Consider the following 15669-nt stretch of genomic DNA (forward strand, 5'->3'; position numbering starts at 1 on the left):
ATCCTCCGACCTTTAGACAAATATCATTATACCCCTATAGATCGGAGGATTAACCACATTGATTGGAATAAATACAATCAATAATCACCTAAACAAACTGGAAAGGAATTAATTCATGAGCTTAGATCTTACATCCTTAACACTTGATTCTTTTCAAGCCAAAGAAAGAATTAAAAATATAGTAACACGCACTCCTCTTCAATACAATATACACCTTTCCGAAAAATATGGTGCTGAGGTATACTTGAAGCGTGAAGACTTGCAAGTGGTACGTTCGTACAAATTACGTGGTGCCTTCAACAAAATATCAAGCTTGACAGACGATCAACGTGCGCGTGGTGTCGTATGTGCAAGTGCTGGTAACCATGCGCAAGGTGTAGCATTATCATGTAAAAAACTAGATATCAAAGGCGTAATATTTATGCCTGGCCCAACACCACGTCAAAAGATAACACAAACAGAGATGTGGGGCAATGGCAATATCGAGATTATTCTCATTGGCGATACTTTTGATGATTGTCAAAAAGCAGCTTTAACATATACCGAAGAGCACAACATGACATTCATCCCTCCTTTTGACGACCTACAGATCATCGAAGGGCAAGGAACGGTAGCCGTAGAGATCCTCGAAGACTTACCACATGTAGATGCTGTAATCGTACCTATCGGTGGCGGTGGCTTGTCATCAGGCTTAAGCTATCATTTCAGTAAACATGCGCCAAATACAAAAATATATGGTGTCGAGCCCGAAGGTGCTCCTTCTATGCAAGCAGCTATCGCAAATGGCGGGCCTATAGAATTAGAAACGATAAACAAATTTGTAGATGGTGCGGCAGTAAAGAAAATTGGGGCTTTGACCTATGAGATTAGTTCCCAATTATTAACGTCTGTAAAATCAATACCCGAAGGAAAGATCTGTACGACGATACTAGAATTGTACAATAAAGATGCTATTGTCGCTGAACCAGCTGGAGCATTATCTATTGCGGCATTGGAATTCCACAAAGATGAAATAAAAGGCAAAAAAGTGGTATGTATCGTGTCAGGTGGCAATAATGACATCGATCGTATGAGTGAAATCAAAGAGATGTCTTTATTGTATGAAGGCTTCAAGCATTATTTTATAGTACGCTTCCCACAAAGACCTGGTGCATTACGTCTATTGGTAACTGAGGTATTAGGTCCTAAAGATGACATCACTAGATTTGAATATATCAAGAAAACAGAACGCGAGCGTGGTCCTGCATTGATTGGAGTAGAATTGAATAGTCCGAAAGATTATGCGCCATTGATCGAACGCCTGAAAGAATATAAATTTGAATTTATAGAACTCAACAAAGACCAAACATTATTTGAATACTTGGTATAATAAAACAACTCCCTTAAGCAAGAAACTTAAGGGAGTTGTTTTATACTAATAAGCTGCTGTAAAACGCTGCTTGATATGTTTTGCCTGCTCTACCTCATCAGCTATCACTACCGCAACATCTTCAACCGAAAGGATACTACGCCCATCATCATCAACTACAGGAAAATCAGTACCTAATCTATAAACACCTTTTCTCACGCCCGAAGTACCTTGGTGCATCTCTGGTGCTGGCGAGAAAAATGTCCAATCTAACACCGTATTTTCCTTTAATATATTCAAGTAATCACGCGCCGCTAATGCGCCCGGCTTGATAGCTGCCGGAAATTCTGGCGTATCTACAATTTGTATATCTGCAGTCGCCTGCAAACTGCCGGCTCCACCTATTACAATAAGGCGTTTTACGCCTGCTTTCTCCACCGCTGCTTCGATCGCTTTAGCACCTTTTATAAAGTCTGTATAGATATTAGGATTTATCCATCCTGCATTATAAGCACTAACCACTACATCAATATCTTGTAGATTTGAGGCCAATGTATCTGTATCATTTACGTCCATTGCAATAGCCTCTACTGTAGCTAAAGCTGGTACTTTAGTGATATCACGTGCAAATGCTTTAACCTCATGCTGACGATCGGTCAATTCTTTTAAAATCTGTGCGCCTACAAACCCTGTGGCTCCTATTACTGCTACTTTCATATTGTTAAGTTTTAAAATGTAACAAATATTATTACATTATTGTTTAAATTTTTTGTTAAACTATTTGAGCTGCAAAATCAGCTAATGATTGCTTATTTAAAGTAAGGATCAATGCATTATCTGCCTGATAAAACAAAGATTGCAATTTGCTATTCATTTGTTTGCCTATAGGACATGCTGGATTGGGATGATTCATACGCCCTAATGTATTCTCTTGATTCACCAATTTATACAACTCGCCCATATGTATACAGGTCGGATCCTTTAACAAGGACAAACCACCTTCTTTTCCTTTTTTTGATAAAACCAACCCAGCTTCACGCAATACTTTAAGCTCACGACGCACCACGACGGGGTTTACATTGATACTACCTGCTATAAATTCTGAAGTGATAAACTCTCCTCTAAATTTATCCAACAAAACCAATATATGCACAGCCGTAGCAAATCTTAAATTATTCATCTCTCTATTCTTACAAAACAAAGTTAGTAAACCTCCTTAATGTAACAAAATTTATTACATAAAAAATCACTGTATTACCCTAAAATGATAATTACCTAACTAAAAAAGCAGAACCTCCGAAGAGATTCTGCTTTATAATAATCCAACTTTAGTATTGTAACTAACTATATGATCCAATCAGCCCCATCCAAGAGGTACCGATCACCAAATATATTGCCAACAATAACAAACCAATAATAAGACCATAGGTCCACCATGTTTTTAATTCTACATAGCCACTACCATAAAAAACAGGAGCAGGACCGTGACCATAATGTGTCAATGTACCGTACAAAGAACCTGTAAAGCCAAGCATCAATGCCAAGAGTAAAGGTGGTACACCCAACGAAATACCTACGGCCAATAATGCAGCATACATCGCTGCTACGTGTGCTGTAGCACTCGCAAATAGATAATGGCTAAAAAAATAAACGCCAACAAGAACTGGGAATGCATAATGCCAATGCATATCGCCCATCTCTGCTTTTACAAGCTCACTAAACCATTTGATAAATCCAAGTTCATTCAAGGAGCTAGCCATCATCACCAATACGGCAAACCATACAATAGTATCCCATGCCCCTTTTTCAGATTTTACATCTTCCCAAGTCAATACAGAGGTCAACAACAGAATAGATAGACCTATAAATGCTGTTGTCGTAGCATCCATACTAAATAAATCTCCTGTAATCCACAATACCAATAAGATTACAAAAGTGATAAGCATTAGTATTTCAGAGACTTTGAGACCACCCATCTCTTTTAATTTTTCACTTGCTATCTTAGGGGCATCAGCGGTCTTTTTTAACTCTGGCGGGTATATTTTGTATAATACAAATGGTATTAAAAAGAAAGATATAATCCCGGGCACAAATGCTGCACTGGCCCAAGACATCCACGTAATACTATATCCCATATCAGCAACAAACTTTTGACACATCGGATTACTTGCCGTACCTGTCAAAAACATAGACGAAGCGATAAGATTTATATAATAACAATTGAGTGTCAAAAAAGAACCTATTTTTCGGTTGGTCTCGGGTTGCTGTGGGTCTGAACCAAAGTTCAAGGCCATAGACTTCATAATAGGATATATAATACCACCACCACGCGCTGTATTGCTCGGTATAGCTGGTGCTAACACTAAATCCGCTAAGCCCAAACCATAGGCTAAGCCTAAAGTACTCTTTCCAAAAATCTTGATAAAGAGATAGGCAATACGATTTCCTAATCCTGTTTTTATAAATCCACGAGCAATAAAAAAGGAGATACCAATCAACCATATCACCTTATCCCCAAAACCCTTCAAACTTAAAGCTATAGACTTACCGGCTTCACCAGGAGCCAATAATTGAAATCCTGCTGTCAGACCTATTGCCAGCATACACATCGTACCCATAGGTGCTGCCTTAAGTATAATCCCTAAGATGGTAGCGACAAAAATCGCAAATAAATGCCACGCTTCAGGGGTTACGCCGTCGGGTATAGGGCAAAACCACAAACATAATCCTGCGACGAATGTTATGGCGAGATTTTTTAAATTAACTTCTTTCATAATTTATATATTTATAGCTATTGAAGTCTACATTGAAACTGTAGGAAGTATAAATTAGCGTCGTATGTCTTAGTATTTGGAATATTCTTTTTATAATTATCGATCTGTATTCCAAACTGAAGACGTGCACCATAATCTTTTAGAAATTCAACACTTGCCATAGGAACTAAAGTTTGGCGTGGATTTGAATCTATTTTATAATTAGCATCGAGATATTCGTATCGACAAGAGAAATCTACCGCTTGCAGATGCTTCTTACCTATTACATACCGCAGATTGGGTAAGATATACACATCTCTTAATACATAATCTTTTAATGGCCCTTGTCGCATATCTTCAGCAAGGCTAAAGTACAAGCTGTGATTGATCGCTTGTACTGCCTCCGCTTGAAATTGAATACTCAGCTTGTCTGTAAAGATAAGCCGGTATGTACCCTCTAAGCCGACAGCATGCACATTTTGTTGATGCTCCGTACCAAAGCCCGTACTAAACCCCAATGTAAGCTTACGCTTGGGATCAAATTCAAACCAAAATCGAGAAGAATAATGCTTCCCATTATTATCCGCTATTTTATTCTTCCCATTACCATTGGTCATAGAGGCCGAATAATTAAGGGGTACTTTACCGAGATCTACAGATCCTGATATCCCGGCACCGACTTGAAAACTCTGCCAGCCATTACTCCCCAATAGATAGTATCCATTGGAAAAATCTATCGATTTGACAACATCTACGGGGTGAGAATCCTCTATACCGAATGCTGGTCTAAATTGTCCTACTTGATATTTGAGGTACCTATTCACATTGTACTGCGCATAAGCATTCTCTAGTACACGTGTTTTGGGGTCTTGACGAAAATCTGCTAAATTGACAAGGGTAACAACGGATAAGTTTTTGGTTAAACTAGCATTCATAGATACACGCATACGTTTTATCTCATATGTATTGGTCACAAACTCCCCATCGCTGTGCTGAAGGCCTTCTACATCGACATTATTTTTTTTGCTGTATAGATAACGTGCCTGAAATAAACCACCTACTTTGAATTTAGGATACGTTTCTTCGGGTTCTTCAATATGATGATGTACTGTGTCAGCAGGATTGTCCGAAAAAGCATTTTGTGCACACAAGCAGTTGACAGATAGCGCAATAGTAACTATAGCTATAATTCCTTTATGATACATAGCTCATCACTTTTTAAATTTTAAAAAACTAGCACGGTTGTACTCATAGTTCATCCTTGCGATATTTAAAACCGATATTCCTTGTGGACATTCAACTTCACAAGCTTCTGTATTGGAACAATGACCAAATTGTTCTTTGTCCATCTGTGCTATCATTTTAAGCGCACGCTGATCACGCTCTTCTTTCGCTTGTGGCAATAATGCCAATTGCGTGATCTTCGCTGATGTAAATAATGCAGCACTACCATTTTTGCACGTAGCGACACAGGCACCGCAGCCAATACATGCGGCCGAATCAAATGCTGCCTCCGCTGTTTCATGGCCTACAGGAATTGTATTTGCCTCAGGCGCCTGACCTGTATTTACAGAGACGTAGCCCCCAGAAGAAATAATGCGATCAAATGCTCCTCGATCTACTTTCAAGTCTTTCTTTACCGGAAAACCTGCTGCACGAAAGGGCTCTATAAGAATAGTTTCATTATCCTTAAACTCCCGCATGTGCAGCTGACAAGTGGTTGTATTTTTTAAGGGACCGTGTGCAATACCGTTTATCACGACACCACATTGCCCGCAAATACCTTCACGACAGTCGTGATCAAATTCTACAGGTTCTTCGTTATTGGTGATTAACTGATTATTTAAGGTATCCAGCATTTCGAGGAATGACATATGTGTATTTACATTGTCAAGCGTATATTCAACCAATTTCCCTTCAGAAACGCGGTCCTTTTGTCTCCAAATCTTTAAATATAACTTCATAGACTACTATTATTTATAACTACGGATAGTTGGTTGAACAAATTCAAATGTTAAATCTTCTTTATTGAGGATAGGCTCGGAATCCACCATACCAGGCCATTCCCATGCCGATATAAATTGAAACTGCTCATCGTTGCGTTGTGCCTCTCCTTCCTCGGTTTGATACTCTTCTCTAAAATGAGCACCACATGATTCATCTCGTGTCAATGCATCGTAACACATCAAAATGCCGATTTCAAAATAATCTGCAACACGTCCTGCTTTTTCTAATTCGGCATTCATAGCTCCTGCTGTACCTGTTACATTTACATCGGTATAAAATTCCTCTTTCAGCTTCTTGATCTCCTTAATTGCAAATTCTAACCCTTCTTTATTTCGTGCTAATCCGCAGTAGTCATATAATAGCTTTCCTAGTTTTTTATGAAAATAATCTACCGTATACTTACCTTTAATAGTCAACAGATGATGAAGCTTTTCGTGAGCTTCTTTTTCAGCAACTTCAAATGCGACATCTTGTGTTGATATTTTACCTACTTTGATCTGATCTGACAGGTAATTGGCAATGGTATAGGGGGCAATAAAATAACCATCTACAGAAGCTTGCAAGAGTGAGTTGGCGCCTAGACGATTAGCCCCGTGATCCGCAAAATTGGCCTCTCCCAAGGCAAACAACCCTGGAATAGTCGTCATCAGTTCATAATCTACCCACAGTCCACCCATCGAAAAATGCGCTGCTGGAGAGATCATCATAGGCTCTTTATAGGCATTGATACCCGTTATCTTTTCATACATATTAAACAAGTTGCCGTATTTCTCGGCTATTTTTGCTTGTCCCTGCTCACGTATAGCTTTAGAGAAATCTAGATAAACAGCATTTTTTAAAGCTCCTATGCCATGTCCTGCATCGATACGCTCTTTGGCGGCACGTGAAGAGATATCACGCGGCGCTAAGTTTCCAAATGCCGGATAGCGTCTTTCTAAGTAGTAATCACGCTCCTCTTCCGGAATATCATTTGCCAATCTTGTCTCTTCTAGATTTTTGGGAACCCATATACGGCCATCATTGCGCAGCGATTCCGACATCAGCGTCAATTTAGACTGATAATCGCCTGACTGCGGCAACGATGTAGGATGTATTTGCGTCCAACTAGGCGAAGCAAAATAAGCTCCTTTTTTGTGTGCTCTCCATATCGCGGATCCATTACAACCCATCGCGAGTGTAGACAGATAATATATTTTCCCAAATCCTCCTGTCGCTAATACAACAGTATGCGCTGCATGGCGTTCTAATTCTCCTGTTTCGAGATTACGTGCAATAATCCCTCGTGCTTTGCCATCGATCACCACCAAATCCAACATCTCATGTGAAGAATACAATTGAACAGATCCTTTATCTACTTGACGCATCAAAGCTTGGTAAGTTCCCAACAACAATTGTTGTCCTGTTTGTCCTCGCGCATAGAATGTCCTACTTACTTGAACGCCACCAAAGGAACGGTTATTTAAATAACCAGCATACTCACGTCCAAAAGGAACCCCTTGTGCTACAGCCTGATCGATCAGATTTACAGAGCATTCCGCGAGGCGGTATACATTCGCTTCTCGTGCTCTAAAATCACCTCCTTTGAGGGTATCGACAAACATACGGTAAACACTATCGCCGTCATTCTTATAATTTTTAGCCGCATTAACCCCACCTTGAGCAGCTACAGAGTGTGCTCTACGTGGTGAATCTTGAAAACAAAAGGCTTTCACATTATAACCCAATTCGCCCATTGAAGCCGCTAATGAAGCACCTGCTAATCCGGTTCCAACAACAATAACATCTAATTTTTTCCGATTGGCGGGGTTTACTAATCGTGCTGTTTTTTTATAATTTGACCACTTTTCCTCCAGTGGGCCTTGCGGTATTTTAGCATCTAATTTCATAGCCAGCATTAATTATGAGTGAAATAAATATAAATGGGCATCAGCGCAAAGCCTACACAAATAGCAATAGCGTATACCATGCCGAAAATATTAATCCAACGGACAAACTTAGGGTGGAATAAACCTAAGGTTCGGATTCCACTAGAAATACCTTGGATTAAGTGATACGCCAATGCTGCCATAGCAATCACATAAACGATGACAAGCCAACCCTGTTGAAATGCGGTGACAACAACGGTGTATAAGTCTTTATGGCCCCAAGGGTCTAATCCGATGGATCCAAACTTATACACGTACCAAAAATTCTGAAAATGCAATACGATAAAAATCAATATTATCGTACCCAATATGCCCATATTACGGCTATACCATTTGCTAGATCGACCTCTGTTGTCCGTAGAATAATGACCTCCAGCTTTTCTATTGATCGTAGAGATTATTAATGCATAAATAGCATGCAAGATGATGGATAAATACAACACATAAGAAACTAACTTGACGAAGATATTGCCCGTCAAAAAGCTAGAATACATATTAAAGCTTTTTCGTGCTTCTTCTGGCGCTAAAAAAAGCTGCGTGTTTCCTAAGAAATGGATGAGCAAGAAAAAACATAAAAATAAACCTGTACAGGCCATTATTATTTTACGAATCTGTGTGTTCATAGGCATATGATTAATCAATAAACTTCAGTGATGATTTATTTCAACGATAATTAGGTAAGGGCAAATTGAAAACAGGTAGTAGCTAAGTAATAACTAATGATGAAAACACGAATACAGCAATAATTGTTTCACTATATTGAAATTTTTTTTACAACTAGTAAAAAGATTAGTGAATAATAAAAACTTAAAATGGGAATATTTATTATTAAAAATTTCTGGAATAAAAGCCTCTAAGCTTCTTTTATTCAAAACAAATCAGGATATTATATAATAGAAAAGCGGAACCATTATATGATTCCGCTTTTCTATTATATAATTACGAGTAAGTTTATTTATTCTTCAAATATTTTTCTAAAAATTGGTCTTGCTCCCACAATAAATGGAAGATATTCTCTTTTGCTGCATATCCATGTGATTCACGAGGAAGGATAACCATACGAACAGGCGCACCCAAATTTTTCAAGGCTTGAAAATAACGCTCCGTTTGCAACGTAAATGTACCTGGATTATTGTCTGCAGCACCGTGTACTAACAACATGGGTGTTTTCATCTTATTGGCACTCATAAATGGTGACATCGTTATATATAACTCCGGATCATCCCAAAAATTACGCTGTTCGGTCTGAAAACCAAATGGTGTCAATGTACGATTGTAAGCTCCAGATCGTGCAATACCGGCCGCAAACAAATCAGAATTAGATAATAAATGTGCTGTCATAAAAGCACCATAAGAATGCCCGCCTACAGCGACTTTTTTACGATCTATAACACCTAAAGCATCAACAGCATTAATCGCCGCTTCGGCATTAGCAACCAATTGTGGAATAAATGTATCATTAGGTTCTTGATCACCCTCACCTACAATTGGGAAAGCGGCATTATCCAATACTGCATATCCCCTATTCACCCAATAAATGAAAGAACCATAACTCGGAAAAGTAAACTCTTTCGGATTGGCCGTACTCTGCCCTGCCGTGCTTTTATCTTTATATTCACGTGGATAGGCCCATATTAAAAGTGGCAATTTACCGTCTTTCTCCTTATCATACCCAGCAGGAAGATATAGCGTTCCCGAAAGATCAACGCCATCGTTACGCTTATAGTTCAACACTTCCTTATGAACAGCTTCTAAAGGCTTAAAAGGATTTTCAATTGTCGTAATAGCCTTTTGCTTTCCTGTTTTAATATTCTTAGCATAATAGTTTGGATATTGTGAAGCAGATTGAAGCGACACTAATATTTCACCTTTAGGGACATCTATTATTTCTGTAATACGCTCTTGCAAATCTGAAGGCTTAGCTGTATAAATACGTTTTTTCTTAAGCGTCTTTAAATCTAATTCATCAATAAAAGGAAATTCTCCATCTTTCGTAAATCCAGGACCCACAAAATAAGATTTATCCTTATTGATGTACATCGTGTACATACCTAGATCATTTTTCTCTCTATGTGGCTTTCCAGGATCCGAGTAAATATCTTGATTATTGCGGTCTATTAAAAGTTGTGATTTCCCAGAACTAGGATTTAATAAAAAAGTCTTTGTATTGCGCGTATCATACCAGCTCGAAGAAACTAAAGCATAGCTATCATTACCCCAAATAATACCTGCAAATCGATCCTTTACCTTAGTTAGCGATGTTGGTTCACCCGTAAACGGATATTCTAAGGTAAATAATTCATCTCTAAAATCTACCGTCTTATTCGCATCACCACCATCTAAAGCTTGTACAAAGAATAAAGTCGAAGGCTTGTCAGCGCGCCAGGTCAACATACGTCGCCCCGGACGAGTTGATGAAAATCCTTTTGGCATTACTTCCATCAATGGCGTCTCATTGACTTTAGCAATCAACTGACCCGATACATCATAAAGATCGGTCTCTTGTGGGAAGGAATTATAAGATACGACATAGGAAAATGGTTTTTTTAATTTCGATACTAAAGCATACTTACCATCAGGTGAAAGATTCGCTTGTGTATACATAGCAGCATCCAAAAATTTGGTCTGTTTACCATTTAAATCTATCCAGAATAAAGCCGCTGTAGCCAATGATTCAAAATCCTGCTCGTCTTGTGGATTTTTCAACAAATCTTGATAGGTACGCAATTGGGAAACCTTACCTAAACTAGTCGAAACAACAGGGCCTGCGGGTATATCCTTACTATGATCGACCAAAGCAGAACGATTAGCTGGGGATTTACTTATTAAAAAACCTTCCGAATTACGTAACCATTGATAAGGATTATTCAATACAGCATTCAAATCATATTCTGTGAGTTGCTTAGCTTTCTTAGTGGCTACATCAATAAGCCATAATGCGACACCAGCATCATTAGTATGTGTGAAAGCAATCTTTTGACCATCTGCAGAAAAAGAAACATTGGAAATAAGTGCATTGGCAGGCAAGCCTACAATATCAAATTCTTCTGCCGTACGTGCAGACTTTAAACGCAGATTGTTAAAATAATTCTCAGTACTCGAAATACGTGTTTTTGCATTGATACGTAATCCAGCAAGCTTAATTTCCTCTTGTCCTAATTCTTCTAATGTCTTATAAGTAGGACGGTAGCTCATTAAGACCCAGGCCTTATCGGGACTCATATTGATCATTGGTGGTCGCGCATAGTCCGCTAAGGTTAGTATTTCAGCTACTGGCTTTTGAAAGGTTAAATTCTCTTGTGCTAAACTATTTGTCGCAGTTAGTACTAACAGCAAAAATGACAATTTCTTCATAGTTAATTGATTATTTTCATAAAAGTTTAAACTTCATTCTATAAAGTTGTTATCCATCTGATACTTAAGCAGAAGTATTTTTTGAAGGTTAATAAAAGTAAAGTTCGACAAAAAATATACGCATATTTCTTGATATTTAAATAAAATAAAGTGAAATATGACAATAAAAAAATTTGCTTTTTTCAGATGTTTAACTTAGTCCTTAAAAGACATTTTAAAGTTATCAACATTTATTAACCACTGAAAAACAACCCTTTAACAAACCTACACATCACCTAACAAACATCTAACACTTGTACTGTGGAAAATGTGGAAAAGTATGGTTAGCGCTCACAATAAAAATATATGATATTTGTTTGGTCGAGATTAAAACTGTTTCGGAACAAGCGTTTTTTTTATAAACTTCTAGTACTCTTTTTTCCCTTTTTATGACAAAGGAGATACTATCAAAATATATACACATGGCTAGAATCATTAAATTCGAAAAAAATGACTGTGCACCATGCGCACAAGTATCAGCATACTTAGATAATAAAGGTGTTTCCTATGAGACCGTAAATCCATTTGACGAGCCAGAATTAGCCGTAAAATTTAAGGTTCGTACGGTTCCTACTTTAATTGTATTAGAAAATGATGAAGTGAAGTTTCGTGTTATAGGTTTCAAACCTGAAGAAATAGAGCAAGCATTAGCACAATAAATTACCATTAAATCGAAAAAAGATGTCATATCTATATTACGATAGTAAAACGGGTAACGTACAACGCTTTATCGATAAAGTAGTACAAATAACAGGATGGACCGCCATTCGTATAGACAACACTATACGTATTGAGGAACCTGGTCATTTGATAACTTTCACCACTAATTTTGGACAAATACCTGCTGTTAGTGATGAATTTTTAGTAAATAATGTAGCCAAGATATATTCGGTTACATCAAGTGGAAACCGCAATTGGGGTAGAAACTTTGGCGTAGCAGCAGACAAAATTTCTGCTACATACGAAATCCCATTAGCTTTCAAATTTGAGCTCTCAGGGACAATGGAAGATATTAATCAATTTATAGATATAATTAAGAATCAATACTATGATAGCAAACGAGGTAGCAAAAAACTGGATATTGCTTAATAATGAAATCATGATCAAACATGAGGACGAATACAGCTTGCATAAAGACAAAGAAGCTGTACGTTCTTATTTCTTAGAGTATGTAAACAAGAATACTGTTTTCTTCTATACGCTTAAAGAAAAAATTGACTATCTTATTGAGCACAATTATTACATCGATTTTTATCAGTGGTTTACATTCGAAGAAATGGAGCAAGTATATAACTATGTATTTGCAAAGAAATTTCGCTTCGAATCCTTTATGGCGGCATTCAAATTTTTCCAAAGTTATGCTTTGCGTGATGACTCTGGCGAGAAATTTTTGGAGCGCTATGAAGATCGTGTAGTTGCCGTATCTTTATTCTTAGCACGCCAAGAAGGCGTTCAAAAAGCTATCGAATATGCGGAAATCATGATAAGTCAAGAATATCAGCCTGCTACCCCGACATTCTTGAATGCTGGAAAAAAACGCTCCGGTGAATTAGTTTCTTGTTTCTTAGATGAAATCGGTGACAACTTAAATGGCATTGGCTATGCGGTAGATTCAGCGATGAAATTGTCTTCTATCGGTGGTGGTGTTTCTTTCAATATCTCTAAAATCCGTGCTCGTGGTGAAGCGATCAAAGGTGTAGATGGTCGTGCGGGTGGTGTCCTTCCTATCATGAAAATAATGGAAGATACCTTCTCTTATGCCAACCAATTGGGCCAACGTCCAGGTGCTGGAGCAGTGTATTTGAACATCTTTCACTCCGATATAGAAGAGTTTTTAGATTGTAAAAAAATCAACGTAGATGAAAAAGTACGTATAAAATCATTGTCTATCGGTATCATCGTGCCTGATAAATTTATGGAATTGGCAGAGAAAGATGAAGCGTGCTATTTGATTTCTCCACATACAGTAATGACAGAATACGGTCAATACTTGGATGAGATGGATATGGACGAGATGTATGAAGAGTTAATCAACAATCCTAACATCAAAAAGAAAAAAATCAACGCGCGTCACTTACTTGTTAAAATAGCACAAACACAAAAAGAATCAGGATACCCATATATCTTTTTCAAAGAAAATACAAACCGTGCACATGCGCTTAATGGTATTGGAAAGGTAAAATTCTCCAACCTTTGTACAGAGATTATGCAGATATCTGAAGTATCTGACATCAATATCTATGGCAAAGAAGATACCATTCGTTACGGTATCTCTTGTAACTTAGGCTCTTTGAATATCGCTACCGTAATGGAGAACAAACGTGTCAAAGAAACAATAAGAACAGCCATGCGTGCCTTGACGATCGTTACTGATGTAACGGATATCGAGATGGTACCTTCTATCGCTAAAGCAAATCGTGAATTACATTCTGTAGGTTTGGGTGCTATGAATCTACACGGCTATTTAGCTAAAAGCTTTATCATGTATGAATCACACGAAGCATTAGACTTTGCAAATTCATTCTTCATGATGATGAACTATTACTCTTTAGAAGCTTCTATGGAGATTGCTAAAGAGCGTGGTAAAACTTTCGTAGGCTTCGAAAAATCAGCTTATAAAGATGGCACTTACTTTGACAAATATTTGAGCCGTGACTATTTACCACAAACAGACAAAGTAAAAGAACTATTCGATGGTGTACATATTCCTACTATCGAAGATTGGGCTAACCTGAAAGCACAAGTACAAGAGCACGGTATATACCATGCATATCGCTTGGCAATCGCTCCAAATCAATCGACTTCATACATCATGAATGCTACCGCATCGGTAATGCCGATTGTAGATATCATCGAAGTACGTGAATATGGAGATAGTACTACGTACTACCCAATGCCTTACTTGACCAATGATAATTATTTCTACTTCAAGTCAGCATACGATATGGATCAGATGAAAGTATTAAAATTGATATCTGTGATCCAGCGTCATATCGATCAAGGTGTTTCGACGATACTACATACTAATTCAAAAGATAATACACGTGATCTAGCAAAATACTATATCTACGCACACAAATTAGGGTTAAAATCATTGTACTATACGAGAACACGCAAATCATCCATCGAGGAATGTATTTCTTGCTCCGCATAATACATCGATAAACACAATTAACATAAGATATTAAACCAAAGAAAGCTGAACTACTCGTTCGGCTTTCTTCAACGAAGATATAAGCAACGTAATGAGTAAACAATTTAAAGCGGTTAACTGGAATACACCAGACAATGATTATGTATTAATGTTTTGGGAGCAAAATATTAGACAATTTTGGATTGATACTGAATATATCCCCTCCAAAGATATCGATAGCTGGAAAGGCTTGACATATGACATGAAAGAGTGCTACAAAAAAGCATTAGGTGGACTTACACTTTTGGACACGCTTCAAAGTCATACAGGAATGCCAAAAATCATTGACCATGTTGACTCTTTACAAAATAAAGCTGTTCTTTCGTATATGTGTATGATGGAAGCAATCCATGCCAAATCATACTCAACTATCTTTACGACGGTATCATCGACCAATGAGATCAACGATGTCTTTGGATGGGTGCAAGAGAACAAATTCTTGCAGTTCAAAGCCAATACTATAGACAAATTTTATCGTGCTATTGATAAAGAAAATGTAACTGATGAAGAGTTCTTTATGGCATTAGCCGCTTCTGTATTATTAGAATCTTTCTTATTCTACTCAGGCTTCTTCTTACCATTATGGTTATGTGGTCAAGGTCAGATGGTAGCATCTGCTGATATCATCAAAAAAATCGTTGCTGATGAATCTATCCACGGTGTATTTGTAGGGCTAATCGCACAAGAAGTATTTGCTAAGCTTCCTAATAAGGAAGAAGTGAAAGCTAAATTCATGGTTGTATTGAATGAATTGTACGAAAATGAAATTAAATATACAGAAGAGCTATACACTGTCGTAGGACTGACGGCAGAGGTAAAAGAATACGTAAGATACAATGGTAACAAAGCGTTGATGAACTTAGGTTTCGATCCTATCTTTGAAGTAAAACAAGTAAACCCTATCGTATTAAACGGCCTAAATACCGAAACTACACAGCATGACTTTTTCTCTAAAAAGTCTACCAACTACGAAAAATCTATGGAGATCGTACACTTAATGCACGAAGATTTCGAAATGGATGCTTCTGTAGATATCTAAAAGATAAACAT

13 protein-coding genes are annotated in these 15669 nt (G+C 37.7%); 5 read left to right on the forward strand and 8 right to left on the reverse strand.

Features of this window, described 5'->3' with window-relative positions:
• Positions 1–115: 115 nt before the first annotated feature.
• Entirely contained in the window at positions 116–1369 is a 1254-nt protein-coding gene (gene ilvA / locus IP023_RS06210) for a threonine ammonia-lyase IlvA (protein ID WP_241789396.1), read from the forward strand.
• A 45-nt stretch (positions 1370–1414) separates the two neighbouring features.
• Here ilvA and IP023_RS06215 read toward each other — a convergent pair whose 3' ends face one another.
• From IP023_RS06215 to IP023_RS06250, 8 genes are all read right to left on the reverse strand, one after another.
• A complete protein-coding gene (locus IP023_RS06215) occupies positions 1415–2065 on the reverse strand; it encodes an NAD(P)-dependent oxidoreductase (RefSeq protein WP_241789397.1) in 651 nt (216 codons plus the stop codon).
• 55 nt (positions 2066–2120) lie between these two features.
• Positions 2121–2528: an RrF2 family transcriptional regulator gene (locus IP023_RS06220; RefSeq protein ID WP_241789398.1), complete on the reverse strand. Its 408-nt coding sequence runs from the start codon at positions 2526–2528 to the stop codon at positions 2121–2123.
• 160 nt (positions 2529–2688) lie between these two features.
• Positions 2689–4122, reverse strand: coding sequence for an anion permease (locus tag IP023_RS06225; protein ID WP_241789399.1), 1434 nt, complete (start codon positions 4120–4122; stop codon positions 2689–2691).
• Between the two features lie 17 nt (positions 4123–4139).
• Entirely contained in the window at positions 4140–5306 is a 1167-nt protein-coding gene (locus tag IP023_RS06230) for a porin (protein ID WP_241789400.1), read from the reverse strand.
• A 6-nt stretch (positions 5307–5312) separates the two neighbouring features.
• A complete protein-coding gene (locus IP023_RS06235; protein WP_241789401.1) occupies positions 5313–6065 on the reverse strand; it encodes a succinate dehydrogenase/fumarate reductase iron-sulfur subunit in 753 nt (250 codons plus the stop codon).
• A gap of 9 nt (positions 6066–6074) precedes the next feature.
• Positions 6075–7994, reverse strand: coding sequence for a fumarate reductase/succinate dehydrogenase flavoprotein subunit (locus IP023_RS06240; RefSeq protein WP_241789402.1), 1920 nt, complete (start codon positions 7992–7994; stop codon positions 6075–6077).
• Between the two features lie 8 nt (positions 7995–8002).
• Positions 8003–8656: a succinate dehydrogenase cytochrome b subunit gene (locus IP023_RS06245; RefSeq protein ID WP_241789403.1), complete on the reverse strand. Its 654-nt coding sequence runs from the start codon at positions 8654–8656 to the stop codon at positions 8003–8005.
• A gap of 328 nt (positions 8657–8984) precedes the next feature.
• Positions 8985–11387, reverse strand: a complete 2403-nt coding sequence (locus tag IP023_RS06250; RefSeq protein WP_241789404.1) for a S9 family peptidase — start codon at positions 11385–11387, stop codon at positions 8985–8987.
• A 461-nt stretch (positions 11388–11848) separates the two neighbouring features.
• Here IP023_RS06250 and IP023_RS06255 point away from each other — a divergent pair, with 461 nt between their 5' ends.
• The 4 genes from IP023_RS06255 (at position 11849) to nrdF (ending at position 15658) form a co-directional block, all read left to right on the forward strand.
• Entirely contained in the window at positions 11849–12085 is a 237-nt protein-coding gene (locus tag IP023_RS06255; RefSeq protein WP_241789405.1) for a glutaredoxin family protein, read from the forward strand.
• Between the two features lie 22 nt (positions 12086–12107).
• Positions 12108–12515, forward strand: a complete 408-nt coding sequence (gene nrdI / locus IP023_RS06260; RefSeq protein WP_241789406.1) for a class Ib ribonucleoside-diphosphate reductase assembly flavoprotein NrdI — start codon at positions 12108–12110, stop codon at positions 12513–12515.
• Complete coding sequence (nrdE, locus tag IP023_RS06265) at positions 12475–14580, forward strand: class 1b ribonucleoside-diphosphate reductase subunit alpha (RefSeq protein ID WP_241789407.1); 2106 nt, start codon at positions 12475–12477, stop codon at positions 14578–14580. Before nrdI ends, nrdE begins: the two co-directional genes overlap by 41 nt.
• 91 nt (positions 14581–14671) lie before the next feature.
• On the forward strand, positions 14672–15658 hold the full coding sequence (nrdF, locus tag IP023_RS06270; protein ID WP_241789408.1) for a class 1b ribonucleoside-diphosphate reductase subunit beta: 987 nt from the start codon (positions 14672–14674) through the stop codon (positions 15656–15658).
• Positions 15659–15669 lie beyond the last annotated feature (11 nt).

The sequence above is a fragment of the Sphingobacterium rhinopitheci genome, assembly GCF_022627575.1.
Classification (GTDB): domain Bacteria; phylum Bacteroidota; class Bacteroidia; order Sphingobacteriales; family Sphingobacteriaceae; genus Sphingobacterium; species Sphingobacterium rhinopitheci.